This is a genomic window from Micromonospora sp. NPDC049044 (assembly GCF_040649215.1).
Classification (GTDB): Bacteria; Actinomycetota; Actinomycetes; order Mycobacteriales; family Micromonosporaceae; genus Micromonospora.
In genome coordinates this window covers 50,628-74,595 of record NZ_JBEZFA010000008.1, presented here as the reverse complement: position 1 = coordinate 74,595, position 23,968 = coordinate 50,628, and the positions used below count along the sequence as shown (strand labels likewise).

General features: G+C 72.5%; 26 protein-coding genes. 13 read left to right on the top strand and 13 right to left on the bottom strand.

All coding sequences use genetic code 11. The features are described 5' to 3' along the window. Nucleotides 1-23: 23 nt before the first annotated feature. The gene (locus AB0B85_RS08725) at nucleotides 24-578 is read right to left on the bottom strand and encodes an NAD(P)H-dependent oxidoreductase (protein ID WP_357405074.1); all 555 of its coding nucleotides are present in this window, start codon (nucleotides 576-578) and stop codon (nucleotides 24-26) included. 130 nt (nucleotides 579-708) lie between these two features. On the opposite strand from AB0B85_RS08725, the gene AB0B85_RS08720 reads away from it, so the two are divergent. Then, nucleotides 709-1,224 carry a GNAT family N-acetyltransferase gene (locus AB0B85_RS08720; RefSeq protein WP_357405072.1) on the top strand — a complete coding sequence of 172 codons (516 nt, stop codon included), beginning with the start codon at nucleotides 709-711 and terminating at the stop codon, nucleotides 1,222-1,224. A gap of 27 nt (nucleotides 1,225-1,251) precedes the next feature. Here the strand turns inward: AB0B85_RS08720 and AB0B85_RS08715 are convergent, their stop codons facing one another. After that, nucleotides 1,252-2,004, bottom strand: a complete 753-nt coding sequence (locus tag AB0B85_RS08715) for an SDR family oxidoreductase (RefSeq protein WP_357405070.1) — start codon at nucleotides 2,002-2,004, stop codon at nucleotides 1,252-1,254. Here AB0B85_RS08715 and AB0B85_RS08710 point away from each other — a divergent pair. Next, nucleotides 2,003-2,947 carry a helix-turn-helix transcriptional regulator gene (locus AB0B85_RS08710; RefSeq protein ID WP_357405068.1) on the top strand — a complete coding sequence of 315 codons (945 nt, stop codon included), beginning with the start codon at nucleotides 2,003-2,005 and terminating at the stop codon, nucleotides 2,945-2,947. The two genes, AB0B85_RS08715 and AB0B85_RS08710, sit on opposite strands and share 2 nt — an antisense overlap. Before the next feature lie 84 nt (nucleotides 2,948-3,031). On the opposite strand, the gene AB0B85_RS08705 is transcribed toward AB0B85_RS08710, so the two are convergent. Together AB0B85_RS08705 and AB0B85_RS08700 are read right to left on the bottom strand one after the other, a co-directional pair. Beyond that, complete coding sequence (locus AB0B85_RS08705) at nucleotides 3,032-3,883, bottom strand: aldo/keto reductase (protein ID WP_357405066.1); 852 nt, start codon at nucleotides 3,881-3,883, stop codon at nucleotides 3,032-3,034. 103 nt (nucleotides 3,884-3,986) lie between these two features. Then, nucleotides 3,987-4,946: a LysR family transcriptional regulator gene (locus tag AB0B85_RS08700; protein ID WP_357405064.1), complete on the bottom strand. Its 960-nt coding sequence runs from the start codon at nucleotides 4,944-4,946 to the stop codon at nucleotides 3,987-3,989. A gap of 52 nt (nucleotides 4,947-4,998) precedes the next feature. Here AB0B85_RS08700 and AB0B85_RS08695 point away from each other — a divergent pair, with 52 nt between their 5' ends. Together AB0B85_RS08695 and AB0B85_RS08690 are read left to right on the top strand one after the other, a co-directional pair. Then, complete coding sequence (locus AB0B85_RS08695; protein ID WP_357405062.1) at nucleotides 4,999-5,904, top strand: serine hydrolase; 906 nt, start codon at nucleotides 4,999-5,001, stop codon at nucleotides 5,902-5,904. 155 nt (nucleotides 5,905-6,059) lie between these two features. Next, a complete protein-coding gene (locus AB0B85_RS08690) occupies nucleotides 6,060-7,037 on the top strand; it encodes an MBL fold metallo-hydrolase (RefSeq protein WP_357405060.1) in 978 nt (325 codons plus the stop codon). A gap of 32 nt (nucleotides 7,038-7,069) precedes the next feature. On the opposite strand, the gene AB0B85_RS08685 is transcribed toward AB0B85_RS08690, so the two are convergent. From AB0B85_RS08685 to AB0B85_RS08675, 3 genes are read right to left on the bottom strand one after another with little or no spacing between them, the layout of a single operon-like run. Beyond that, the gene (locus AB0B85_RS08685; RefSeq protein WP_357405058.1) at nucleotides 7,070-7,609 is read right to left on the bottom strand and encodes a DUF1697 domain-containing protein; all 540 of its coding nucleotides are present in this window, start codon (nucleotides 7,607-7,609) and stop codon (nucleotides 7,070-7,072) included. A 31-nt stretch (nucleotides 7,610-7,640) separates the two neighbouring features. Then, entirely contained in the window at nucleotides 7,641-8,309 is a 669-nt protein-coding gene (locus tag AB0B85_RS08680; protein ID WP_357405056.1) for a response regulator transcription factor, read from the bottom strand. Beyond that, nucleotides 8,306-9,463: a sensor histidine kinase gene (locus AB0B85_RS08675; RefSeq protein WP_357405054.1), complete on the bottom strand. Its 1,158-nt coding sequence runs from the start codon at nucleotides 9,461-9,463 to the stop codon at nucleotides 8,306-8,308. The genes AB0B85_RS08680 and AB0B85_RS08675 overlap by 4 nt, the downstream gene beginning before the upstream one ends. A gap of 169 nt (nucleotides 9,464-9,632) precedes the next feature. On the opposite strand from AB0B85_RS08675, the gene AB0B85_RS08670 reads away from it, so the two are divergent. From AB0B85_RS08670 to AB0B85_RS08660, 3 genes are read left to right on the top strand one after another with little or no spacing between them, the layout of a single operon-like run. Beyond that, nucleotides 9,633-10,397, top strand: a complete 765-nt coding sequence (locus AB0B85_RS08670; RefSeq protein WP_357405052.1) for an ABC transporter ATP-binding protein — start codon at nucleotides 9,633-9,635, stop codon at nucleotides 10,395-10,397. Further along, nucleotides 10,391-12,817, top strand: coding sequence for an ABC transporter permease (locus tag AB0B85_RS08665; protein ID WP_357405050.1), 2,427 nt, complete (start codon nucleotides 10,391-10,393; stop codon nucleotides 12,815-12,817). The genes AB0B85_RS08670 and AB0B85_RS08665 overlap by 7 nt, the downstream gene beginning before the upstream one ends. Before the next feature lie 51 nt (nucleotides 12,818-12,868). Next, nucleotides 12,869-13,894 (top strand): hypothetical protein, encoded by a 1,026-nt coding sequence (locus AB0B85_RS08660; protein WP_357405048.1) that lies wholly within the window; start codon nucleotides 12,869-12,871, stop codon nucleotides 13,892-13,894. A 1-nt stretch (nucleotide 13,895) separates the two neighbouring features. Here AB0B85_RS08660 and AB0B85_RS08655 read toward each other — a convergent pair whose 3' ends face one another. The 4 genes from AB0B85_RS08655 to AB0B85_RS08640 are packed head-to-tail and all read right to left on the bottom strand — an operon-like array spanning nucleotide 13,896 to nucleotide 16,934. After that, entirely contained in the window at nucleotides 13,896-14,459 is a 564-nt protein-coding gene (locus AB0B85_RS08655) for a heme-binding protein (RefSeq protein WP_357405046.1), read from the bottom strand. A gap of 32 nt (nucleotides 14,460-14,491) precedes the next feature. Next, complete coding sequence (locus tag AB0B85_RS08650; protein ID WP_357405044.1) at nucleotides 14,492-15,241, bottom strand: hypothetical protein; 750 nt, start codon at nucleotides 15,239-15,241, stop codon at nucleotides 14,492-14,494. Between the two features lie 2 nt (nucleotides 15,242-15,243). Then, nucleotides 15,244-16,041: an ABC transporter permease gene (locus tag AB0B85_RS08645; protein WP_357405042.1), complete on the bottom strand. Its 798-nt coding sequence runs from the start codon at nucleotides 16,039-16,041 to the stop codon at nucleotides 15,244-15,246. Further along, a complete protein-coding gene (locus AB0B85_RS08640) occupies nucleotides 16,038-16,934 on the bottom strand; it encodes an ATP-binding cassette domain-containing protein (RefSeq protein WP_357405040.1) in 897 nt (298 codons plus the stop codon). The genes AB0B85_RS08645 and AB0B85_RS08640 overlap by 4 nt, the downstream gene beginning before the upstream one ends. A gap of 130 nt (nucleotides 16,935-17,064) precedes the next feature. Here AB0B85_RS08640 and AB0B85_RS08635 point away from each other — a divergent pair, with 130 nt between their 5' ends. From AB0B85_RS08635 to AB0B85_RS08625, 3 genes are all read left to right on the top strand, one after another. Continuing rightward, entirely contained in the window at nucleotides 17,065-18,318 is a 1,254-nt protein-coding gene (locus AB0B85_RS08635; protein ID WP_357405038.1) for a histidine kinase, read from the top strand. Then, nucleotides 18,297-19,061, top strand: a complete 765-nt coding sequence (locus tag AB0B85_RS08630) for a response regulator transcription factor (RefSeq protein ID WP_357405306.1) — start codon at nucleotides 18,297-18,299, stop codon at nucleotides 19,059-19,061. Before AB0B85_RS08635 ends, AB0B85_RS08630 begins: the two co-directional genes overlap by 22 nt. 201 nt (nucleotides 19,062-19,262) lie before the next feature. After that, entirely contained in the window at nucleotides 19,263-19,616 is a 354-nt protein-coding gene (locus AB0B85_RS08625) for a hypothetical protein (RefSeq protein WP_357405036.1), read from the top strand. Between the two features lie 86 nt (nucleotides 19,617-19,702). Here AB0B85_RS08625 and AB0B85_RS08620 read toward each other — a convergent pair whose 3' ends face one another. Beyond that, nucleotides 19,703-20,482, bottom strand: a complete 780-nt coding sequence (locus AB0B85_RS08620; RefSeq protein WP_357405034.1) for a D-Ala-D-Ala carboxypeptidase family metallohydrolase — start codon at nucleotides 20,480-20,482, stop codon at nucleotides 19,703-19,705. A gap of 314 nt (nucleotides 20,483-20,796) precedes the next feature. On the opposite strand from AB0B85_RS08620, the gene AB0B85_RS08615 reads away from it, so the two are divergent. Both AB0B85_RS08615 and AB0B85_RS08610 read left to right on the top strand, forming a co-directional pair. Next, a complete protein-coding gene (locus tag AB0B85_RS08615) occupies nucleotides 20,797-21,435 on the top strand; it encodes a hypothetical protein (RefSeq protein ID WP_357405032.1) in 639 nt (212 codons plus the stop codon). 42 nt (nucleotides 21,436-21,477) lie between these two features. Further along, nucleotides 21,478-21,942 carry a PPOX class F420-dependent oxidoreductase gene (locus AB0B85_RS08610; RefSeq protein ID WP_357405030.1) on the top strand — a complete coding sequence of 155 codons (465 nt, stop codon included), beginning with the start codon at nucleotides 21,478-21,480 and terminating at the stop codon, nucleotides 21,940-21,942. 20 nt (nucleotides 21,943-21,962) lie between these two features. Here AB0B85_RS08610 and AB0B85_RS08605 read toward each other — a convergent pair whose 3' ends face one another. Next, nucleotides 21,963-23,195 (bottom strand): serine hydrolase domain-containing protein, encoded by a 1,233-nt coding sequence (locus AB0B85_RS08605; protein ID WP_357405028.1) that lies wholly within the window; start codon nucleotides 23,193-23,195, stop codon nucleotides 21,963-21,965. A 98-nt stretch (nucleotides 23,196-23,293) separates the two neighbouring features. Here AB0B85_RS08605 and AB0B85_RS08600 point away from each other — a divergent pair, with 98 nt between their 5' ends. Beyond that, the gene (locus tag AB0B85_RS08600; protein ID WP_357405026.1) at nucleotides 23,294-23,887 is read left to right on the top strand and encodes a pentapeptide repeat-containing protein; all 594 of its coding nucleotides are present in this window, start codon (nucleotides 23,294-23,296) and stop codon (nucleotides 23,885-23,887) included. Nucleotides 23,888-23,968 lie beyond the last annotated feature (81 nt).

Genomic DNA, 23,968 nt, shown 5'->3' with positions numbered 1-23,968 from the left:
TCCTTACCTTCCGTCGGACGTGTTCAGGAGACGTACGGCCGAGCCGCCCGGCCGTCGCGCAGGGCCAGACCCCACCAGCGCAGCTGGTCGAGCAGGACACCCGCGTCGCGGCGCAGCTCGTCGGTGCACCGCGGGGGCGGCTCCCCGGCGAGCAGGTCGATCCCGACGACGTCGCGCACCGTCATCGCGTGCAGCGCGGTGAAGACGGTGCGCAACTGGTCGACGGCGTGCAGGCCGGTGGACCGACAGCCGTACGACACGAAGCCGACCGGTTTGGCCTGCCACTCGTCGTACGCGTAGTCGATAGCCTGTTTCAAGGGTGCCGGAAAACTGTGGTTGTACTCGGGGGTGACCACGACGAACGCGTCCGCCCGGCCCACCTCGCTGACGAACGCCCGGATGGACGCTGTCGGCTCGGCGGGATAGCTGGCCGGGAAGTCGTAGTCGGTCAGGTCAACGACCGTGACCGCCAGGTCGTCGTGTCGCGCGGCCTGGTCGACGAACCAACCGGCGACCCGGTCGCCGGCCCGCCCCTCCCGGGTGCTGCCGACGATCACGGCGATCCGCAACTGTGTCATCGCCACCCCCTTCCATTCTGAAGGCGCTAGGTGACGGCTGGTCGCCCGCTAGATCCGATCTAGCGGCGCGTTTCGGGGCGTGATGTCACACGGGTCGGCTTGACTGTGGCCGACGAACAGGGGGCGGGGAATGACGCAGGTACGTATCGAACCGTGGCACGAGGACGACCTCGACCTGCTGCGGCAGCTCAACTCACCCGAGACGCGTCAGCACACCGGCGGTCCGGAGACCGACGAGCAGGTGCTCGCCCGGCACGACCGCTACGTGCACTTCGCCGACAACGGTCAGGGCTGCATGTTCACTGTGGCGCTGCCGGACGGCACACGGGTGGGCAGCGTCGGCTACTGGGCCCGCGAGTGGCGCGAGCAGCCGGTGTACGAGCTGGGCTGGGCGGTGCTGCCCGCGTACCGGGGGCGGGGGTTGGCCACTGTCGCGGTGCGCGCGGCGCTCGACGTGGTCCGCGCCCGACGGGACCGGCGTTTCGCCCACGCCTACCCCTCGGTCGACAATCCCGCCTCGAACGCGGTGTGCCGCAAGGCAGGTTTCACGCTTCTCGGCGAGACGGGTTTCGAATACCCGCCGGGGCGGATGATGCGCGCCAACGACTGGCAGCTCGACCTGACCGCCCCACCGACCGGGAGCTGAAGGTCGACGGGACGGCCAGGCGGCAGGTCACCAGGGCAGCACGCCGTATCCGCCGCCGGCGTCCATCTGAAAGCCCCAGAGCAGCCCGCTGGGCCCGTCGGCGGGCAACGTCGCCAGGTGCACGCTCACCTCGGCACCCTGCTCGGCGGTGCGGAAACCGCTGTTGCCGTTCAGGTCGGTCGCGCAGTAGCCCGGGTTCGCCGCGTTCACCTTGATCGGGGTGTCCCGCAACTCCTTGGCGTACATGGCGGTGAGCATGTTCAACGCCGCCTTCGACGACGGATACGGCACCGAGGTCAGCTCGAACAGCGCGCCGTCCGGGTCGGTCATCGCGGTGATCGAGCCGACCTCGCTGGAGACGTTGACGATCCGTGCCGCCGGTGCCCGCCGGAGCAGCGGCAGCAAAGCGTTTGTCACCGTCACCACCCCGAAGACGTTTGTCTCGTACAGCCGACGCAGTGTCGCCACTGTCGTCTCGCTGGGCAGCCCTCGCGCTCCGTCGGCGAGGACGATGCCCGCGTTGTTGACAAGGACGTCGAGGTGGCCGTGTTCCTCCTCCACCAACTTCGCGACTGCCGTCACCGAAGCGGCGTCGGTCACGTCGAGTGGTACGAACCGAGCGTCCGCGCCGCCGTCGCGCAGCTCCCGCTCCGCTGCGCGGCCCCGGTCGGCGTCCCGCGCGCCGACCAGCACTGTCATCCCGAGACCGCCGAGCCGACGGGCGGTGGCCAGGCCGATTCCCTTGTTGGCCCCGGTGATCAGGGCGATCATGTTCGTCATGCCGTCGAGCCTGGACCGGCAGGCGGCCTGCCGGGAGAGACGGGCCGAGGCTGGGACCGGCGGTACCACCCTCGCCGGCGTCGGGCGGGGCATGCTGGACGGCATGACGAGCAGCCTGCGCCGTGACGAACTGGCGGCGTTCCTGCGCACCCGTCGGGCCCGGCTGCGTCCCGCCGAGGTCGGGCTCCCGGAGGGTGAGCGCCGACGCACCCCTGGGCTACGCCGACAGGAAGTGGCCCAGCTCGCCGGGATGTCGATCGACTACTACATCCGGCTGGAGCAGGGCCGAGGGCCGCATCCGTCCCGGCAGGTGCTCGCCTCGATGGCCCGGGCGCTGCTGCTGAGCCGCGACGAGCGCGAGTACCTGTTCCGGCTCGCCGGGGAGAACCCTCCGCCGACCCGTGGGCCGAGCCGGGAGGTGCCGTCGGGCCTGCGGCACCTGCTCGACGCGATGACCGAGACCCCGGCGTACCTCGTCGACGCCGCGTACCACGTGCTGGCCTGGAACCGGCTGGCCACGTACTTCGTCGGGGATCTCTCGACAGTGCCCGACGCGGACCGGAACATGATCCGCTGGACGTTCCGGCAGCCGGCGACCAGCGGCCGTTGGGACGACGCCGAAACACTCCGGTTCGTCCGCGGCACCATCGCGGACCTACGGGCCGCCTACGGCCGCTACCCGGCCGACCCGGCGATCCGTGAGCTGGTCACCGAGCTGCTCGGCACGTCATCCCGGTTCGCCCAGCTCTGGGCCGAGCACGACGTGGCCGAGCGTCGTCCCATCGTGAAGCGGGTGCCGCACCCCGAGCTGGGGCCGTTGGAGTTCGAGTGCCGGGTGCTGCACGTGCAGGAGACCGACCAGCGGATGATCGTCTACGTCCCCGAGCCCGGCTCGACGACCCAGGCGGCGTTCCGCCGGATCGCCGAGCGCGTCGGCCCCTGACCGCACGCAGCAGCGCCGTACCGCGTGGTGACTCCGCGGTACGGCGCTCCTGCGGGACATGACCCGCCGGACGGCGGGCCCGGGTCAGTTGGGCAGGTAGGCGAAGGTGTCCGGGTTCGGGCCCTGCCGGCCGGCCTCGCCCTTGTCCAGCGCGGTGATCCGCTCCATCGCCGTGTCGTCCAGCTCGAAGTCGAAGATCCGGGTGTTCTCCTCGATCCGCTTCGGCGTTGTCGACTTCGGGAAGATGATGTCGCCACGCTGCACGTGCCAGCGGAGCACCACCTGCGCCGGGGTCCGGCCGACCTGCTCGGCGAGGTCGACGACAGTCGGGTCGTCGAGCACCTTGCCCTGCGCGATCGGCGACCACGCCTCGGTGAGGATGTTGTGCTCCCGGCCGTAGGCGCGGACCTCGTCGTTGCAGAAGTACGGGTGCGCCTCGATCTGGTTCACCGCCGGCACCACGCTCGCCTCGGCGGCCAGCCGCTCCAGGTGCGCCACCTGGAAGTTCGACACGCCGATCGACCGGGCCCGGCCGTCGCGCTGGAACTCCTCGAGCACCTTCCAGGTCGAGACGTAGTCGCCGTCGTACAGGGTCGGCAACGGCCAGTGGATCAGGAACAGGTCGATGTAGTCCATCTTCAGCGCCGCGAGCGTCGAGTCGAACGCCCGGCGGGCGTCGTCGGGGCGGTGGAAGCCGTTGTTCAGCTTGCTCGTCACGTAGACCGAACCCCGGTCGAGGCCGGATGCGCGGACCGCCTCGCCGACCTCCGCCTCGTTGCCGTACATCTCGGCGGTGTCGATGTGCCGGTAGCCCGTCTCCAGGGCCGTCGTCACCGCCGCGACGGTGTCCTTCGGCTCGATCTGGAACACCCCGAAGCCGAGCTGCGGAATGGTGGTGCCGTCGTTCAGGCTGATGTCGGGAATAGTGTTCGCCACTACTACGGCTCCTTCGCGTCATCGTCGTTGCCTGTCATCCATACCCGGGCGGCCAGCCGGAAACCCGCACAACGCGGGGTGACGAGCGCAACGTCCGGGCGGTTCACCCGGTCGTGTCGAAGAGCACCGGCCAGGGCCGGGCCGCCGGCACCGGCGCGGGCGCGGGGGCGACGGGCTCGGCACCGGCCAACACCTCGGCGGCGAGCTGCCCGAACATCGGGGCCGCCGGGTGCGCCGAGCGGTCCGGCCAGGCCGCCGAGATGCGCCTGACCAGCGACACGCCGTCGATCGGACGCCAGGCGATCCGGGGTTCCCGACGCGCCACCGTGGCCGGTTCCACGGCCACCGCGCCGCCGGCGAGCACCAGCCCGAAGAGGAACTCCGGGTTGCGCGCCGGCCGGACCCGAGGTGGTCGCCAACCGTGGCGCCGGCACACCGCCAGCAGGTGGTCGTGCCAACCGGGCGCGGTCGCCCGGGGCGCGGCCACCAGATCCAGCTCGGCAAGCGACGCGAGCGCCACCGTACGACCGCGGGCCAGCGGCGCGGCGCGCGGCAGCAACACCCCGAGGGGTACGTCCACCGGGACACCGAAACGCAGCCCGTCCGCCGGCATCGGGTGATGCACCAGCCCCACGTCGAGCGTCCGCTCGGCGAGCATCCGCACCTGCTCGGCGGTGGTCAGCTCGTGCAGCTCCACGTCCAGGCCGGGCGCCCGGGTGGTGAGCCCGTCCAGCAGTGCGCGCAGCGTCACCGCGGGCGTCTCCGGTGGCACCCCGGCCCGGAGTACGCCCAGCTCACCCGCGCGTACCTGGCCCATCAGGTGCCGGACCCGATCCGCACCGGCGAGCAACTCCTCGGCCTCGCCGAGCAGCAGCTCACCGGCGGTGGTCAGGCGTACCTGGCGGCGGGACCTGTCGAACAGTTCGACGGTCAGCTCCCGTTCCAGCCGCTGGATCGACTGGCTCAGCGGCGGCTGGGCCATCCCCAGCAGCTCGGCGGCCCGCCCGAAGTGCAGCTCGTGCGCGACCACCACGAAGTGCCGCAGGTGTCGGAGCAGATCCACGGCCGGGACCCTACGCCAGCGCGGCCCCGGTGCCGCTGGCTACCGTGCTGGCGTGGACGTCAGCGAGCGCATCGAGGCCATCTTCGCCGCCGTGGGGGTGACGGCCAGCCTGCACGCCGTCGACCTGGACGCCGTGGATGTGACAGTCGACGTAGGCGCTCCGGAGGTCGGGGTGCGGGCCGACGAGCAGGTGGTGATCGCCTCGATCTTCAAGATTCTGTTGGTGCTGGAGTTCGCCCGGCAGGTCGAGGCCGGCCAACTGGACCCCACCGAACGGGTACTTGTCACAGCGGCCGACCGACTGGGCGGGTGGGGCCTGGCCGGCTGCGCCGACGACGCCGAGGTGTCGCTGCGCGACCTCGCGTACTTCGCCATGTCGGTCACCGACAACACCGCCGCCGACCTGCTGCTGCGCCGGGTCGGCCCGGACCTGCTGCCAATGCTCGCCGTCGAACTGGGGCTGACCCGTACCCGGGTCCTCGGCGGTCCCCGGGAACTTGTCGAGATGATGCTCACCGACGTGGGCGCGCGGACCGAGGCGGAGTTCGCGCGGATCTTCCCCACCCTGTCGGCGGACCGGGTCCGGGCGATGCGGGTCTTCGATCCCGCGCACACCACCTCCAGCACGGCCCGGGAGATCACCCGGCTGCTCACCCTGATCTGGCGGGACGAGGCCGGGCCGGCGGCGGCGTGCGCGATGGTCCGCACCTGGATGGCCCGGCAGATCTTCTGGACCCGACTGGCCGCCGGGTTCCCGCCCGGTGTCCGGGTCGCCGGCAAGACCGGCACCCTGCCGGGCCTGCACCTGGAGGCCGGCGTCGCCGAATACCCCGACGGCGGCCGCTACGCGATCGCCGTCTTCGCCCGAGCCGACCGACTGGCCGCGCGCCGGATCGACGTGGACCTGGCGATGGGGGAGGCCGCCCGGACGGCCGTCGAGGCACTACGCGGCGAGTGACTTTCGCGGCCGTCGCCGCCTCGATTCACAGTCGGTGAGCTGGCCCGATATCCGTTGGCGTATCGGAGTCGTCCGTCTTCGATCTTGGACCGGAGCGCGGTGGCGCTGCTTGGCTCGTGGTCGACAAACCACCCGACCACGGGGAGTGGAACCGCATGCCCAGTCTCGACCGCCGTCGCTTCCTGCGCGACGCCGCCGCCACCACCGCACTCGTCACCGCCGGTGGTCTCGCCACCGGCCCCGCCACCCCGGCCCAGGCCACGACACCCGCCGCCGCGCCCACCCCGTCCGCCCGCCGCAAGGGCGCGGTCAGCTTCCGCTGGTGGGGTACGGCCGGCTGGCGCGTCGACATCGCCGACCGGACCGTCCTGGTCGACCCGTTCCTCAGCCGGATCGACACCGGGCTGTTCACCGGCGCGTTCCGGACGGACACCAAGGTGACGGTCCGGGCCGACGTGATCGACCCGCGCGTCGACCGGGCCACCACGGTGCTGGTGACGCACACCCACTGGGACCACTTCATGGACGTGCCCCACATCGCCAAGCGCACCGGCGCGCGGGTGTTCGGCACGCTCACCGCGTACCACCTGGGGTTGGCCTACGGGGTGCCGTCGACGCAGCTCAGCCCGGTCAAGGGCGGGGAGGTGCTGGACTTCGGGGACCACACCGTCGAGGTGGTCGGCTCGCTGCACAGTCGCAACCCGACGTACTCGATGGCCTTTCCGGGGGTGCGGGTGACCCAGCCCGCGCCGCCGGCGACCATCGCGGACCTGCCCGAGGGCGACACGCTCGGCTATCTGTTGCGGGTCGACGGCGGCCCGTCCGTCTACTTCACCGGGGCCAGCGACGTCGCCGAGCGCAACCTCACCGGGCTGGCGCCCGACGTGGCGATGGTGGCCCTGCAGAACGCCACCACCACCGGCGACTACCTGCCCCGGCTGCTTGCCGGCCTCGACTACCCGAAGGTCATCGTGCCGGTGCACTACGACAACTTCGAGACACCGCTGGAGAACCCGCCGACGGTCGCCGAGACCGACCGCACCCGGCTGAACGACATGATCGCGGCGGTCCGCCGGATCTCGCCGCGTAGCCGGGTGCTGGTGCCCGAGTACGAGACCGCGTACCACTTCTGACCGGTCCCGGGCGGGCGTTCGCGCCCGCCCGGTCAGCCGGCGGTCAGCTCCGCCAGGGCGCGCACCGACTTCCAGTTGCGGCTTGTGGACACCACGCCGAGCTGCTTCTCCAGGTACGCGTTCGTGAACTTCGACCGGCCGTAACCGCCGTCGGGGAAGTGCAGGAAGACCTCCCGACCGGTCACCGTGAACGACACGTTCTCCCCACCGGGCACGGCGAGCGCGTCCACAGCGGACTTCTTCGGCGCGGTGGCGAGGAAGGCCACCAGCAGTCGGGTCGGGTCGTCCTCCCGGTCGGCGTACGGGTTGCCGCCGGCCACCGCCGCCATCTCCCGGCCGCTGCGCACCAGCACCGGCACGCTCAACGCCAGCTCGTCGGCGAGCGCCCGTTCGATCCCGGCGGCCAGCTTTCCCGCGTCGCGTACGGTGCTGCCGAAGGCCACGTTGCCGCTCTGCAGGTACGTCTTGACCTCCTCGTGCCCGAGGTCGGTGACGATCCGGCGCAGGTCGGCCATAGCCAGCCGGGTGGTGCCGACGTTGACCCCGCGCAGCAGGGCGACGTACCGGGTCATGGGGCTCCTCCTCTGGTGCGGGTCGACCGGGTCAGCGTAGGCTGCCCGGCCCCACCAGACCCGTTTCGTAGGCGACGATCACCAGTTGCGCCCGGTCCCGCACCGCCAGCTTGGTCAACAACCTCCCGACGTGCGTCTTCACAGTTGCCGGGCTGAGGTTGAGCCGTTCGGCAAGCTCCGCGTTCGACAGCCCACGGGCGATGAGCGTGAGCACCTCCCGTTCCCGCTCGGTCACCCCGTCCAGGTGGCGCGGCAACGGTCGGGTCGGCTCCGCCCGCCTGGCGAACTCGTCGATCAGCCGGCGGGTCACCGTCGGCGCGAGCAGACCCTCCCCGGCGGCGACCACCCGGATCCCGGCCAGCAGGTCCGCGGGCGGGGTGTCCTTCAGCAGGAACCCGCTGGCCCCGGCCCGCAACGCGCCGTAGACGTACTCGTCCAGGTCGAACGTGGTCAGGATGATGACCCGGGTGCCAGCCGTGGCCGGGTCGGCGCAGATCCGCCGGGTCGCCTCGATGCCGTCCATCTCCGGCATCCGGACATCCATCAGCACCACGTCCGGACGATGCTCGCCGGCCAGGGCGACGGCCTCCACACCGGTGCCCGCCTCGCCGATCGTGGTGCAGTCCCCGGCGAGGTCGACGAGCAGTCGGAAGCTGCCGCGCAGCAACGCCTGGTCGTCGGCGATGAGTACCCGGATCACGCGGCGACCCGGTAGGGCAGGCTTGCCGTCACCGCGAAACCACCGTCGGAGCGTGGCCCGGCCCGGAACTCCCCGCCGTGCAACGCCACCCGTTCCCGCATGCCGATCAAGCCGTGGCCCTCCCCGCTGAGCAGGACCGGCCGCCGGCCGTCGTCGGTCACCTCCACCCGCACCTCGTCCGGGGTGACAGTCACCAGGGCCCGGCACGCGGCCGGCGCCGCGTGCTTCACCACATTCGTCACCGCCTCCTGCACGATCCGGTACACCGCGAGACCCACCGACTCGGGCACCGCGACCTCAGGTTCGTCGCGAAGCACGTCGAGCCGGACGTCGACGCCGCCGATCGCCGCCTGCCGAGCGAGCGCGGGCAACTCGTCCAGGCCGAGCGTCGGCGCGTACGGGGTGCCCTCGCGCAGGATGCCGAGCACCCGACGGACGTCGGTGAGCGCGTTGCGGCCGGTCTCCTCGATCACCCGCAGGGCGGCCCCCGCCTCCCGTGGGTCGGCCTCGGCGACGTGGTTGGCGACGGCCGCCTTCACCACGATGAGGCTCAGCGTGTGCGCGACCACGTCGTGCAGCTCGCGCGCCACCCGCAGCCGTTCCTCGGTGGCGGCCTGACGGACCAGTTGGTCGCTCTGCCGGGCGGCGAGGGCCCGTCGTTCGCGGAGCAGCCAGCCGATCACCCAGGTGGGCGCGATCATGACGGCGGCGTAGACGACGGCACCGGTCCGGGACCAGAGGTCACCAGCGGTCAGCACAAGTGCGAGGCTGACCAGGGCGAGGCAACCCGCGGCAGTGAGCAGCGACCGGCGGGTGGTCGTGGACACGGCCACCGTGTAGAAGGACAGGCCGATGGCGACCGCCGGCGCGGCGGCGGCGAAGTTGGGAATCACGCCGGTGACCAGGGTCGCCGCGGTGCAGGCGCTGATCACCACGGCGACGGCGATCGGCCACCGTCGCCGGACCGCCAACGGCAGCCCGATGACCATCCCGACGAGCACCGACATCCAGAGCGGCTCGCGGACGCCACCGTGCAGCGGTGACTCAAGCGCCGCGTACGGGCAGAGCAGACCGCCGACCGCCACGGCGAGGACGGCGTCCACCAGGTACAGATCCATCGGCCGGAGCCGTCGGGTCAGCAGGAGGGTGGTCACCGGTCCGACGGTATCGGTCGGCCGGGTCGGCCGCGTCCGCCCCTGGGTGGTCATCATCGGGGATGACGTCCCGGTGGTTGCGGGCCGCCGCCTCCACCCACGGGAGGGCCGGAAAGTGTCAGCTGCGGCCCGACGCGCGACACCCCGCCCGACCGGCACCGTGATGGTCATGACCACAGACACGGTGACAGTGACGGGGCTGCGCGCGGTGTACGGCACCGGCACCCGGCGGGTGACGGCGCTCGACGGCGTGAGCACCAGCTTCGCGAGCGGCACATTCACGGCGGTGATGGGCCCCTCGGGCTCGGGGAAGTCCACCCTGCTGCACTGCGCGGCGGGGCTGGACAGCCCGACCGAGGGGGTCGTCACTATCGACGGCACCCGCCTGAACGACCTCGGCGAGGACGAGCTGACCCGGTTGCGGCGCGACCGGATCGGCTTCGTGTTCCAGGCGTTCAACCTGGTGTCCACGCTTACCGCCGCGCAGAACGTCGAGTTGCCGTTGCGTCTGGCCGGTCGCCGACCGGCGGCCCGGGACGTGACCGCCGCACTCGACGCCGTGGGCCTGGCCGACCGGGCCGGGCACCGGCCGGGTGAGTTGTCCGGCGGCGAACAGCAGCGCGTCGCCGTGGCCCGCGCGTTGATCACCCGTCCGGCGGTGGTCTTCGCCGACGAGCCGACCGGGGCACTTGACAGTGCGGCGTCCCGTCAGGTGCTCCGACTGCTCCGCGCGCTCGTCGACGACCATGGGCAGACGGTGGTGATGGTGACCCACGATCCGGCCGCCGCCGCGTACGCCGACCGGGTCCTGCTGCTCGCCGACGGTCGAGTCGTCGACGAGCTGGTCGGCGGGATCAGCGCGGCGGCCGTCGCCGCCCGGATCGCCGAGCGGGAGACGAACCCGTCCCGGTTCGCTGCGGAGTCGTCGTGCTGAGCATCCGGCGGTCGGCGAGTGCGTTCGTGGCGGTCGCCATCGGGGTCGCGCTTGTCGCGGCGGCCACTCTGCTGCTCGCCTCCGGGCGTCCACAGGTGCCGGACCGGCTCGCGCGGGCCGCGGTCGTGGTGCAGAGCCCCGAGGCGGGCGCGTCGGCCGACTCGTTCCTGCCGACCCGGCCCTGGTCCGCCACCGCCACCGCAGGACTCGTCGACCGGCTGGCAGCCCTGCCCGGCGTCGCGGCGGCGGTGCCGGACCGGACCTTCTACGCCCAGCCGCTCATCGACGGCCGACCCTCCGGCGTCGACTCCGGGCGGGCGGACGCCCACCAGGGGCACGGCTGGTCCAGCGCCCGACTGGGCGGACTGCGTCTGACGGTCGGCGAGCCGCCCAGTGGGCCCGGTGAGGTGGTCGTCGACAGCGCGCTCGGGTTGCGTACCGGTGCGCCGGTCACAGTGCTCACCGCCGCCGGCCCGGAGCCGTACACCGTCACCGGTCTGGTCGACGCGCCAGGCGTGCACGTCGCGGACGAGGTCGCCGCCGCGCTCGCGCCCGGCGTCCGGGCGATCGGGCTGGTGCTCGCGCCGGGGGCCGACCCGGACCGGGTCGCGGCGGCGGCGCGCGGCGTGGTCGGCCCGGACGGACGGGTGCTGACCGGCGACGCGCGGGGCGCGCTGGAACCACCCGAGGACGCGCGCATCCGCTGGATCGGTATGCAGGTGCTCACCGGCACTGCGGTCCTCGCCGCCTTCGTCACGGTGTTCGTGGTCGCCTCCACCTTCGCGTTCACCGTCGCGCAGCGCCGCCGTGAACTGGGTCTGCTCCGCGCCGTCGGTGCCACCGGACGCCAGGTCCGGCGCCTGGTGTACGCCGACGCGCTCGTCGTCGGTGCCGCGGCGGGGCTCGTCGGTCTGCTTGTCGGGGCGGTGCTCGCCCCGCTGCTGGGTCGGCTGCTCGTCGACGTCGGCTTCGAACCAGCCACCTTCCGGGTCCGGTACACCCCGTGGCCGGTGGCGCTCTCGCTCGTCGCCGGGCCGGTGATCGCGTCGCTCGCCGTCTGGTCGGCGTCGCGCCGCGCGGCGCGGGTTCGACCGATGGAGGCGTTGCGTGCGGCGGCGGCGGAGCAGCGGCCGATCGGCTGGCTGCGGGTCGGCACCGGCGCGCTGCTCGTCACGGCGGGGGTCGCCCTCAGCGTCGGGACGGCGACCGCCGACCAGGCCCGCGTGGCGGCGCAGTACGCCCTGTACGCGGTGATGGCCCTGGTCGCCGGTGCCACGGTGCTCTCCCCGGCGGTGGTGAGGCCGGTGGTGCGACTGCTGCGCTCGCCGATCCGGCGACGCGGTGGTGCGATCGGGATGCTGGTCCGGGGAGCTGCGCTCACCGCGACCCGACGGACCGCCTCCACGGCCGCCCCGGTGCTGCTGACCGTCGCCTTCGCGGTGCTGGTGTCCGGGATGGTGCGGACCACCACCGCCGCGTACGCGGCAGGTCGGGCGGACAACGTGAACGCCGGCTGGATCGTGGTGCCCGACCGGTCGCCTGGTCTGTCGGACCAGGCGGTGGTGGCGACCGGTGGCACCGCCCTCCTGCCGACCACTGTGTTCCACACCGACCCCGCCACGGTGCCGGCGGAGCGGCCCCTTACCGCGCTCGGGGTGGACCCGGTCGGCTTCGCCGCCGCGAACCGGGCGCTCACCGTCGTCGCCGGTTCGCTTGACGACCTGCGCGGCGACGACACGGTGGCGGTGACCGCCTCGGCGAACCTGCGGCCGGCCGAGCCGTACCCGGTGGTCTTCGCCGACGGGGAGCAGGTGTCGCTGCGCGTCGTCGCCGTCGTCAGCGACGACTCGCTCCCCGGTGATCTGCTGCTGTCCCGGGCGGTGGTGCGCACGCACGACCCGTCGGCACTGACGTCCACCGTGTACGTCCGGGACCGGATCGATCCGCCGGTCGGCGCGCGGGTCGTCGACGTCGCCACCTGGGCGGCCGAGGCGGACGCCGCGGAGGACCGCCTCGTCTGGCTCTTCACGCTGCTGCTGATCGGTGTGTCGAGCGGTTACGGGGCCATCGCGGTGGCGAACACGCTGCTGCTGGCCGCCAAGGGCCGGGCCGCCGACCTGCGGTTGATCCGGTTGGCCGGGGCGACCCGGCGACAGGTCATCTGGTTGGTCACTGCCGAGTCCGCACTTGTGGTGCTGATCGGCGCGCTGCTCGGTGGGGGTGTCGCGTTCGTCGGTCTGCTCAGCATCCGCGCCGGCCTCGCCGAGCAGGTCGGGGCGCCCGTCGACCTGGTGGTGCCGTGGTCGGTGATCACCGGGGCGGTGGGGCTGTGCCTGCTGCTCGCCGTGCTGGCCAGCATGCTGCCGACGTGGCGGTTGCTGCGGCACCGCCCCACGCGGTCACCGCTGGGCATCGTCTGACGACGACGCTCCCGCCCTCCGGGAGAGCGTCCGGGCCGCTACCGTCAATGGATGCGATTCGCGCGGCCGCTCGGGCTGCTGCTCTCCGCCGCCGCCGTCGTGCTCTGGGCGTTCGGTGTGACAGTGCTGCAACCGCTCACCGAGCCGATCGGCCCGTGGTCGGAACGGCTGCCGGGCAACAACGCCTACTGGGCGCGCGACCTGCGGTTCATCGCGATCATGGCGGTGGCGCTCGGGCTGGTGCTGGCCGGCCGGGGGCGGTTGCGCTGGAGCCGACCGGCGGTGCTGCTCGGCGGTTGCTGGGTCGCCGCCGACGTCGCGATCGACCGGGTCGATCCGATCGGCGGCCCGGCGACGCTGCTGCTCGCCGTCGGCGGTTGCGCAGTGCTCGGTGCGCTCGCCGCCGCTCTGTGGTGGTCCGAGCGGGGCACGTCAGCAGCCGCTGGGCGGGGCGCGCCCTCCGCGGGAGGACGGGGCACCCCGGGAGCCGCCGAGCGGAAGGCGTTGACCGGTGCGGCGTGTGTGGCCGGGGTGCTGGCGCTCGTGGCGGCCGGCATCGAGTCACCGACGGACCGGGAGCCGGAGTTGCACCCGGGCGCGTTGGCCACCGCGGCGCTGCTTGTCGTCCTGACCGTCGCTGCGGCGCTGGCGGCGGCGCCGGTCAGGTCCCGGGCCCGCGTCGGGCTGGCGGCTGGCCTCGCCGGGGCGGCGCTGCTCGGCGTGGGGCTGGTGCGTGCCGTCCCGCCCGGGCCGCGACTCCTGCCGGAGCTGGTCCTCGGGGCGGCCCTGCTCACCGGGGTCACAGTGCTGGCCTGGGACTGGCCGGACGGTCGACCGAGTTGGCGGCACCACGCGCTGGCCGCCCTCGCCGCGCTTGTGGGTCCGATGGCCTTCCTGCTGGTCACGGCCATCCTCATGCTGGTCGTGCTGCCGATCGGGGCGACGTTCACCGCGCTGGCCGGCAACAGCCCGATCCACGCGGCCGACTCCGACCTGCTGATCTCGCTGTGCGGGCTGCTCGCCGGGTGCGGGATGGCCCTGCTGCTGGCCTGGCCGACCGCCGAGAAGCGCCGGTAGCTCACTCGACGACCGGCAGCACGACCTCGTTGCGGCGCAGGAACCACGGCTTCCACGGCAGGTCGAAGCGCGCGTACCGGATCGCGCCGGTGGGTTGCAGCCCGGCCGCGGTGACCGAGCGGCCGAGCATGGTGCCGCGCTGGCTGAACGCCTGTTCCGTCCACCGCCCGGAGAAGCGCATCGCCGCCGCCAGTTGCGCCGGCACCTCGCGGATCCGCACCCTCGGGTCGACCGGTTCGGGCAGGATGTCGGTGGTGAAGGCGACAGGCATCACGAACTGGATCAGGTACGCGCCCGGCCGCTCACCCTCCACCTGGATCACCGGCACGGTCATCGCGATCCGCTCCGAGTTGCCGGCCGCGGGCGTCGTCGGCGCGGCCGTCCCGAGCGGCTGCCGGACCCGGTTGGCGCCACCGAGGTACGCGGCCAGCGGCCGGAACGCCTCGATCGGCGCCCGGGTGAACGACGCCTGGATCTGCATCTCGGCCACCAGGTGGGCCGGGTACCGACGCAACTCGAAGCCGGGGTGGCGGGACACCACCCGGTACGGCTGCTGTTCGGTCATCGCGCGGCTCCCAGGATCTCCTGGGACAGACGCTACCGCCCGTCCGACTCCCGCTCGGCTGAAGTCGGCTGCTCCGGTCCCGGGGTGACCGCCCGGGCGGTCAGCCGCCAGTACTGCCGCTTGCCCTCGTCGCGCAGCACCACCCCGATCAGGGCCAGCTCCCGGCGTAGCTCCCGGGCGTCGTCGCGGCGGTCCCGCTCGATCGCCCGGGCCCGGGCCCGCAGCAGCGCGTCCGCGCCAGCCGGCAGACCGGGCAGGTCGGGAACCCACAGCCGGTACGCCGACCGGTGTGGATCGTCGTCCGCCCAGCCCCAACCGTGCGCGCGGAACGCCTCCGCCAGCGCGGCGGCCGGCAGGTCCGTCGACTCCCGGACCAGTTCCGTGCCGTCGCCGTCGAGCAGCACCAGGTGTTTGTCGGCGAGGAAGGCCACCCGGGTGTCGACCCGGGCGACGGCCCGGTCCTGGTCGGCGCGGCGCAACCGGACCTGCGCCGCGTCGACTGTGACGATCAGCCGTTCGGCGGTGCCGAGCCCGGCGACGACCAGGCCGGCCAGGACGCCCACCGCGATCGTGCCGCCGGTGGCCTGCGGCTCGGGCAGCCGGTCCAGCCACTCGACCAGGTCCGCGAACGGCACCCAGGGGAGTCGGGCGAGCCAGCCGGTGCTCGCCGCGAGCAGCCATCCGACACCCGCACCCACAAGCGGGAAGCCCAGCCACATGACGGCCAGTTCCAGTGGGCCGCCGCTGACCACGGTGCGCGGTCGATGACCGGCCGCGTCCATGGTCAGGACACCTCGCGGCGCAGCGTCCGGAACAGGCCGGCGGCCAGCGGGAGGACCATCCAGACAAGCAGGGACACCGCCAGCCGCTCCCACTGCTCGCCGGTGAGGGCAGCGCTGCTGAACAGCGGGTCCATGGTCTTGCTGGTGTCCAGCCATTCGGACGGGCCCCGCAGGGGCTTGACCATCTCGCCGAGCACCCCCCAGAGGGTGGGCAGCAGCAGGTAGCCGACGATCGCCAGCGGCGGGTTGAGCAGCAGCAGCCCGAAGGCCGCGCCCATCAACACGCTGGTGATCTGGATGACCGCCGCGTTCAGCAGCAGCGAGCCGTCGAACTGCCAGGTGCCGGCACCGCCGGTGGCGGACGCCACGAGCGTGCCGACGGCGGCGACGGCGAGGCTGGCAAGCACCGAGGCGAGCGCGGTCAGCGACACGGCGATCAGTTTCGCGGTGACGACCCGCTCCCGGCGGGGCACCAGGGCGTACGTGGTGAGGGCGGTGCGCTGCGACCACTCGCCGGTGATCGACAGGATGCCCAGCACCGGTAGCAGCACCGACACCGGCAGCAGCGAGGGGACGAAGAAGTTGAGGAAGGTCTGGTCGGCGTCCCCGGCGTAGATCAGTTGCAGGGTGACGATCGCCGCGGTGGCCAGGCCGATGGTGATCAGCAGCCAGCGACCGGCCCGGGTGTCGACGAGCTTGCGCACCTCCACGGTGCTGAGGCGCAGCAGCGACGGTCGGCGTAGCGGGGTGTGCTGCCGGGGGGCGACGGCGCCGGCAGCGGGCGCGGTGGTGGTGGTCATCGGACGGCCTCCTTGGTGGATTCCCCGGCGGTGAGGGTGAGGAACAGTTGTTCGAGGCCGCCGCCGCTGGCCGGGCGCAACTCGGCGAGCGCGACGCCGGCGTCCGCGGCGGCCTGGCCGACCGCCTCGGCGTCGGCCTGCACGAGCAGGCCTTCGGAGCTGTCGGCGGCGGTGAGGTCGGCCGCGTCAAGCGCGCGGCGCAGCGCCGCGCCGTCGCGGGCCCGGACCACGGTGCCGCCACCGGCCAGCAGTTCGTTCTTGTCGCCCTGGGCCACGATCCGGCCGCCCCCGATCACCACCAGCCGGTCCGCGACCGCCTCCACCTCGCGCAGCAGGTGGGAGGAGAGCAGCACGGTGCCGCCCCGGTCGGCGAAGTCGCGCAGCAGGCCGCGCATCCAGAAGATCCCCTCCGGGTCCAGCCCGTTGGCCGGCTCGTCGAGGATCAGCACCCGGGGGTCGCCGAGCAGCGCGTGGGCCAGCCCGAGCCGCTGGCGCATCCCCAACGAGTACGCCCGTACCCGCCGCTTCGCCGCCACCGCGTTCAACCCGACCAGGTCCAGCTTCGCGGTGACCTCGCGCCGGTCCAACCCCATGGTGTACGCGGACAGCGTCAACGCCTCGCGGCCGGTGCGCCCGGCGTGCTGCGCGGAGGCGTCCAGCAGTACCCCGACCTCCCGCCCCGGGTTGGGCAGCTCCTGGTACGGGTGCCCGGCGACTGTGGCGCGGCCGGCGGTCGGTGCGGTGAGTCCGCAGATCATGCGCATGGTGGTGGACTTGCCGGCGCCGTTGGGGCCGAGGAAGCCGGTGACGGTGCCCGGCTCGCACGTGAACGACACGTCGTCCACCGCCGGGTGTGGCCCGTATCGCTTGGTGAGGTTCTCCACGGTGATCATGCCGTCGAGCCTGCCCGCGCCACCCGGCTATGCGCTTCGGCCACCAGTCGGTGCCGCGCCGACCTTGGTCGCAGCTCTCGTCGACTTTGGTAGCTGGTAGTGGTGGCCGTCGGCTGCCTAGCATGGGGCCGTGACCAGCCTCGCCGTACCCGAACACCCCTGGCTGCTGCCAGGGGAGCTGGTGGTGCCGGCTGACCGTGGGCGTGCGCGTCCCCGCCGCACCACCCGCGACTGGATCGTGGACAGCCTCGCGTTCCTGGTCTCCCTGATCTGGGTGCTGTTCGCCACCGCCGACGCCCTGTCGCCCGACCCGGCGATGGCCACCCCGCTCCCGCACGACTGGATGGCCGGTGCCGACGCCCTGGCCGGGCTTGTCTGCTGCGGGCTGCTCTGGTTGCGCCGCCGATGGCCACTCGGGCTGGTGGTGGCGACGACACCGCTCACCCTCTTCTCGATGGCCGCCGCCATCCCACTGTTGATCTTCTACTTCACTGTGGTGGTGCACCGACGGACCGCCGTCGCGATCGCTGTCACCGGTGCGGGTCTCGTCACCAACCTGGTCTTCAGCTGGATACGGCCGGACCCGAGCATGCCGTACTGGGTCACCATGTCCTGGGGCGTGGTGCTCAGCTTCGCCGTGCTGGCCTGGGGGATGTTCGTCCGGGCCCGCCGGCAGTTGATCGTGTCGCTGCGCGAGCGGGCCGACCGGGCCGAGGCGGAGCAGCAGCTCCGGGTCGCCCAGGCCCGCCACCTCGAACGCACCCGGATCGCCCGGGAGATGCACGACGTGCTGGCCCACCGCATCTCGTTGCTCAGCCTGCACGCCGGTGCGCTGGAGTTCCGCCCGGACGCGCCGGCCGACGAGGTGGCGCGGGCCGCCGGGGTGATCCGGGGCAGCGCGCACGCCGCGCTACAGGACCTGCGGGAGGTGATCGGGGTGCTCCGGGCCGAGAACGACGGCGGCGACGACGCCCCGGAGCCGCCGCAACCCACCCTCGCCGACCTGCCGGCGCTGATCGCCGAGTCGCGGGCAGCCGGGGTGCGCGTCAACGTCAGCGACAGCGTCACCAGCCCGGGGGAGGTACCGGCGGCGCTGGGCCGGGCCGCGTACCGGATCGTGCAGGAGGGGCTGACCAACGCCCGCAAGCACGCGGCCGGCGCGGCGGTCCGGGTGGACGTGACCGGCGGCCCGGGTTCCGGTCTGACAGTGGCGATCGGCAACCGGTGGCCGGTCGGTACGGCGGCGGCTGACGCGCTGCCGGGCGCCGGCACCGGCCTGGTGGGCATCAGCGAGCGCGTCACGCTGGCCGGCGGTCGGCTCGCCTACGGACGGGACGACTCTGGCGACTTCCGGTTGGCGGCCTGGCTGCCGTGGCCGGCGTGACAGTGCCCTCCTCGGTGCCGGGTCCGTCGGGTGTGCCCGGGCCGGCCGGTGCCGGCGGGCCCGGGTCGGTGGTGCCGTCGGTGCGCGTGTTGATCGTGGACGACGACGCGCTGGTCCGGGCCGGCCTCTCGATGATCCTCGGTGGCCTGCCGGACCTGACGGTGGTCGGCGAGGCGGCCGATGGCAGCGAGGTCCCGGCCGCTGTCGCCGCGTACGCCCCGGACGTGGTGCTGATGGACATCCGGATGCCCCGGGTCGACGGGCTGACCGCCACCGAGGCGCTGCGCGCCCAGCCGCACCCGCCGGAGGTGTTGGTGTTGACCACCTTCGACGCCGACGAGCAGGTGCTGCGGGCGCTGCGCGCCGGGGCGGCCGGTTTCCTGCTCAAGGACACCCCACCGGCGGAGATCGTGCACGCCGTGCGACGGGTGGCGGCCGGTGAGGCGACGCTCTCCCCGACTGTCACCCGGACGCTCATCGCCCACGTGACCGCCGCCACTCCCGGCCCGGTCGGTGCCGACCCGCGCCGCGAGCGGGCGCTGCGGGCGCTCACCGGGCTCAGCGAGCGGGAGCGGCAGGTGGCGGTCGCGCTGGGGCGGGGCCGCACCAACGCCGAGATCGCGGGCGAGTTGTTCATGAGCGTGGCGACTGTGAAGGCGTACGTCTCCCGGCTGCTGACCCGGCTCGACCTGAACAACCGGGTCCAGGTGGCCCTGCTGGTGCACGACGCCGGGCTGGTCTGAGCCGGCGGCCGGTCCCGCGGCAACCGACTCGATCTGCCTACCGCGTACGGGATTGAACCTTCGTCCGGTGTCGGCCGTACCCATGGCCGAGGATGTCGGTGCGGTGAGTCCGCCGTACCGCTGCCGAGCTGCGGGAGGCCTGCCGTGCGAGTTGGTGAGCAGTCGACGGATCCCATCGATCAGGTGCTGGGGGAGGTGCCAATGCCGGCACCGCTGACCCCGGAAGACGTTCGGCTCGCGGTGCGGGCGGTGGTAGTGCACACCGCCGAGGAGTGGCCCACCGGGCCGCTGTGCCGCAACGACGGCGCCTCCTACCCGTGCCGCCTGCACCGCTGGGGGCGACGGGTGTTGGAGACACACGGGCTCAACGAGCGGCAGATCGAGGCGGTGATCCGGCACGGCAACCCGTTCGTGCACGTGCCCTTCCCCTTCACGGCGACCGGGCCGTCGCGGCAGCAGGCCGCGCGGGTCGTTCCGCCGGGGGCCCGGACCACCGCCGCTGGCCGGCCGGTGAAGCCCCCCGTCACCACGCCGCGCTGGCCCCGGGCGAGCTGAGTACCGGTCCGACCCGGGCGGCATGACGCCGGCCCGGCGCGAAGATCCCCCTCCGCGTCGGGCCGACGTCGCGCCGATCGGACGGCTCAGTTGCCGACCCCGCAGTCCGGCGCCGACCAGCTCGTCGTGTTCGAGCTGCCGTCGTTGTTGTTCTCGCGCCGCGAGTCGACGTGCACGTGGTCGTCGTGGTCCGGATAACCCGGCCCGTAGATGCCGCTGAAGCCGTGGTTGCGGGCGGTGCGGGCGGCCTGGCACAGCGAGGACGACCGTGGCGTGACGTCTGCCGCGTTGCCGTACAGGTGCTGGCTGTCGGACGCACCGCCGACCTGGTTGTTGCACGCGCGGCTGCGGAAGCCACTCGACACGTCGAGCGGTTTGTCGCCGAGGCTCTTGCGCAACGCCTCCAGCTTCCACATGGTGCGCAGCGCGTTCTGCCGGGTCTGGGCCGCCGAGAGCGGGCCGCCGCTGTAACCGGACCCGCCGCACCCGTTGTCCAGCTCGTCGAAGCTGAAGTGCGCGGGCGTGCAGTCGTTGTCCTGGAGTTGGTACAGCTTGCTGTAGGTCTGCGGCCCGGCGATGCCGTCGGCCCGCAGCCCGTACGCCTGCTGGAACCGCTTGACCGCGGCGGCGGTCTTCGGTCCGAAGCGGCCGTCGTTCTCCACGATGTCGCGGTAACCGGCCCAGCCGGCGATCCGGATCTGCAACTGGCGGACGTCGTCGCCCGAGCGTCCCTGGTACAGGTTGCGGTTCCAGGTGTAACAGCCGTCCGCGTGTGCCGCCGGTGCGGCGACCACCGTGGCGATTGCTGCCCCGGGCAGCGCCAGGGCGAATGCGACGGCGGCTCGCTTCAAGGTGTTTACGCGCACAGAAGTCCTCCCGATAGGAGAGCGAATGGGGTGGCTCCAGGACATCGACCGAGAAGTCCCGCGATTTCCACACTGACACTGATCGGGGCCGTTGGAGGTGATTAACGAGAATCGTCCTCACAAACTGTCGTGCCTGGGTATCAGCTGGGAATTAGGCTGATTTGCGAAACAGCCATTCACCACCGATCACCCCTGAGTTGGCCATCCGCCACGAAGCACACCGAACGTCGCAATCAACCACACCGAGGGTGATGTTCGACTGTCACCGGTGGGCGGTAACGTCAGCCCCGGGCGGCGGACTGGCGGAGGTGCACGTGGCACGCGGTGGCGTCTTCTGTGTCGAGGGTCAGTGGCACCGGGACCTCAACGAGCGGGGTTCGGTGTTGCCCACCCTTGAGCTGCTGGAGCGACTGGGCAAGATCCGCTTCATCCACAAGGACGCGGCCACGCGTGACGAACTCTTCTACTTCCTGGACCGCTGGCTGCTCAAGCAGTACGCCGACCACCGGGTGGGCTTCTTCGCCATGCACGGCGAGCCCAGCCGGCTCTGCCTCACCGACTGGCAGTCGGTGGAGCTGAGCGAGGTGGCCGACCTGATGGCCGGCCGCGCCGAGGGCCGCCGGCTCTATTTCGGCAGCTGCTCGGTCCTGCGAGCCTCGGACGCGGTGCTGCGCGAGTTCCTGGAGGTCACCGGGGCCGCGCTGATCTGCGGTTTCAGCCGGGAGGTCGACTGGGTCGAATCGGCGGCCTTCGAAACCGTCCTGCTCGACGTGCTCGCCAACGGTCAGCGGCACAATGCCGCCGAACTGCGGATGGGCTCCGCCCACTGGGCGCCGCTCGCCTCGTACCTCGGCTTTCGGGTGATCTACGCCAACGGTCGGGCCTGGCGCCCCTCCAACCGCCCCCGGGTGCCCACCCAGGCGGTGCGCCGCGCCGCGACCCGGCCCCACTGACCCGCCGCCGACCCGTCGCCGCCACAGTGGTAGGAACGGGGAATGGCGCGCAGCATCGCACAGAACACCCGGGTCGACCGGGACAGTCTGCTCGACTTCCTCCGGCCGCGACACCGCGTCGTGCTGATGACCACCCGGGCCGACGGCCGCCCGCAGTCGTCCCCGGTCTCCGCCGGGATCGACGGGCAGGGCCGGCTGGTGATCTCCACCTATCCCGAACGGGCCAAGGTGACAAACATCCGCCGCGATCCCCGGGTGTCGGCGTGCGTGCTCAGCGACGACTGGAACGGCCCCTGGGTGCAGATCGACGGCACCGCCGAGGTGCTCGACCTGCCCGAGGCGGTGGAGCCACTCGTGGAGTACTTCCGCAGCATCTCCGGCGAGCACCCGGACTGGGACGACTACCGGGCGGCGATGGTGCGCCAGGGCAAGTCCCTGATCCGGGTCACTATCGACACCTGGGGTCCGATCGCCACCGGCGGTTTCCCCGCCCGCCTCGCCGACTGACCACGGCCTCGACGCCCGGGTCAGTCCACAAGTGCGGCGTAGACGAGTTGGCGCAGCTGGGAACGGAGTGGGTAGGTGCTCGACGGCATCAGCTGGGCGAACAGCAGCGCGGTGATCTCCTCGGCCGGGTCCACCCAGAACGCGGTGCTGGCCACCCCACCCCAGTAGAACTCACCCACACTGCTCGGCACCCGGCTGGGCACCGGGTCCTCGACCACCGCGAACCCGAGGCCGAAGCCGATCCCGTCCAGTGTCGTCTCGGCGAAACCACCAGTCGACAGGGTGCCCAGGTCCTTGCCACCCGGTAGGTGGTTGCGGGTCATGAACCGCAGCGTGCGCGGCCCGAGCAGCCGGACCCCGTCCAGTTCCCCACCGCGCAGCAGCAGTTGGGTGAACCGGTGGTAGTCGGCGGCGCTGGAGATCAGACCGCCACCGCCGGAGAAGAGGGTCGGCTTGCGGTACGCGAGCGCGCCGAGGCCGTCGTGGCGCACGGCCCGGCCGCTGCGCGGTTCCGGTACGTAGAGCGCGGCCAGCCGCCCGGCCTCGTCGCCGTCCATCCACCAGCGGGTGTCGGTCATGCCCAGCGGGCCGAAGATCCGATCGGCGAAGAACGCGTCCAGGCTCTGTCCGGAGATCACCTCGATCAGCCGGCCGAGCACGTCGGTGGCGACCGAGTAGCCCCAGGCGGAGCCGGGCTGGAACAGCAGCGGCAGCTCGCCGAAGGCCGCGCAGGCGCCGGCGAGGTCAACGTCGTCGGGCGGGTACAGGTCGTAACCGGCGGCCCGGTAGAGCCCGTCCACCACCGAGGTCTGTAGGAAGCCGTACGTCAGCCCGGCGGTGTGGGTGAGCAGGTGCCAGACCCGGATCGGCTCGGTCGCCGGCACCGTGAACGGCTTGAGCGTCGACCCCTTCGCGTAGACCCGCAGGTCGGCGAACTCCGGTAGCCAGCGGCTGATCTCGTCGGTCAGCTCGAACCGGCCCTCCTCCCACAGCATCATCGCCGCGACCGAGGTGACCGGCTTGGTCATCGAGTAGATCCGCCACAGCGTGTCGGCCTCGACCGGTGCGCCCGACTCCCGGTCGGCCAGCCCGTACGTCGAGGAGTGCGCCACCTCGCCACGACGGGTGACCACCACCTGCCAACCGGCCAGCCGGCCGTCGTCGACGTACCGGCCGAAGTGCTCGTCGATCCGCGCCAACCGGGCCGGGTCGAAACCGATCTGATCAGGGTCTGTGCTTCGCGCCACGCTCACGCCGCCGAACCTACTAGCCGGTACGCGAAGATCGAAAGAGGGCCGCCACCGGTGGCGCCCATCCGTCGGCCGACGCTGGCGCCGACTAGCCTGGCCGGATGCCGGAGCTGACCGAGGACGCGACCTTCCGCAACGAGGACTGGTACGGCGAGGAGCTGGTCGACCGGCACTTCGTGGGCTGCGAGTTCTTCGACGTGGACCTGACCGAGGCGGTGAGTCGGGGCGCGGTCTTCACCGGTTGCACGTTCGGCAACGTGCTGTTCAACGCGTCCCGGCACGTCGACTCCGTCTTCACCCGCTGCGTCTTCCGGCGGTGCAACTTCTTCGAGGCCGAGTTCACCGGCTGCAAGCTGATCGGTAGCACCTTCGTCGAGTGCGACCTGCGTCCGATGGTGGTGGACGGCGGGGACTGGTCCTTCGTCGCGCTGCCCGGTGCCGACCTGCGGGGCGTCCGGTTGACCGGGGTGCGGATGCGCGAGGCAGACCTGACCCGAGCCAATCTCACAGGTGCCACTGTCACCGGCGTCGACCTGTCCGGCGCGCAGCTGCTCAACGTCCGGCTCGGCGGCGCCGACCTGCGCGGCAGCGACCTCACCGCGCTCGACCCGACGGTCGTCGAGCGGGCCGGCGCCATCGTGGACGCGGAGCAGGCAATCGTCATCGCGCAGGTGCTCGGGTTCCGGATCGGCTGACGCGGGTGGGCCTCGGAGGTCCAGCCGGTATCCCGTTCGCGTGGGGCCGGGCCGTGCGACGGCGTGCGGTCGCGGGCTGGA

Excerpts from the sequence above, each read along its gene's own strand:
- AB0B85_RS08640 (WP_357405040.1), bottom strand. The coding sequence starts at position 16,934 with ATGATCACCGTGGAGAACCTCACCAAGCGATACGGGCCACACCCGGCG.
- AB0B85_RS08715 (WP_357405070.1), bottom strand. The coding sequence starts at position 2,004 with ATGACGAACATGATCGCCCTGATCACCGGGGCCAACAAGGGAATCGGC.
- AB0B85_RS08710 (WP_357405068.1), top strand. The coding sequence starts at position 2,003 with ATGCCGTCGAGCCTGGACCGGCAGGCGGCCTGCCGGGAGAGACGGGCC.
- AB0B85_RS08725 (WP_357405074.1), bottom strand. The coding sequence starts at position 578 with ATGACACAGTTGCGGATCGCCGTGATCGTCGGCAGCACCCGGGAGGGG.
- AB0B85_RS08690 (WP_357405060.1), top strand. The coding sequence starts at position 6,060 with ATGCCCAGTCTCGACCGCCGTCGCTTCCTGCGCGACGCCGCCGCCACC.
- AB0B85_RS08685 (WP_357405058.1), bottom strand. The coding sequence starts at position 7,609 with ATGACCCGGTACGTCGCCCTGCTGCGCGGGGTCAACGTCGGCACCACC.
- AB0B85_RS08660 (WP_357405048.1), top strand. The coding sequence starts at position 12,869 with ATGCGATTCGCGCGGCCGCTCGGGCTGCTGCTCTCCGCCGCCGCCGTC.
- AB0B85_RS08645 (WP_357405042.1), bottom strand. The coding sequence starts at position 16,041 with ATGACCACCACCACCGCGCCCGCTGCCGGCGCCGTCGCCCCCCGGCAG.
- AB0B85_RS08655 (WP_357405046.1), bottom strand. The coding sequence starts at position 14,459 with ATGACCGAACAGCAGCCGTACCGGGTGGTGTCCCGCCACCCCGGCTTC.
- AB0B85_RS08720 (WP_357405072.1), top strand. The coding sequence starts at position 709 with ATGACGCAGGTACGTATCGAACCGTGGCACGAGGACGACCTCGACCTG.
- AB0B85_RS08610 (WP_357405030.1), top strand. The coding sequence starts at position 21,478 with ATGGCGCGCAGCATCGCACAGAACACCCGGGTCGACCGGGACAGTCTG.
- AB0B85_RS08625 (WP_357405036.1), top strand. The coding sequence starts at position 19,263 with ATGCCGGCACCGCTGACCCCGGAAGACGTTCGGCTCGCGGTGCGGGCG.
- AB0B85_RS08650 (WP_357405044.1), bottom strand. The coding sequence starts at position 15,241 with ATGGACGCGGCCGGTCATCGACCGCGCACCGTGGTCAGCGGCGGCCCA.
- AB0B85_RS08670 (WP_357405052.1), top strand. The coding sequence starts at position 9,633 with ATGACCACAGACACGGTGACAGTGACGGGGCTGCGCGCGGTGTACGGC.
- AB0B85_RS08600 (WP_357405026.1), top strand. The coding sequence starts at position 23,294 with ATGCCGGAGCTGACCGAGGACGCGACCTTCCGCAACGAGGACTGGTAC.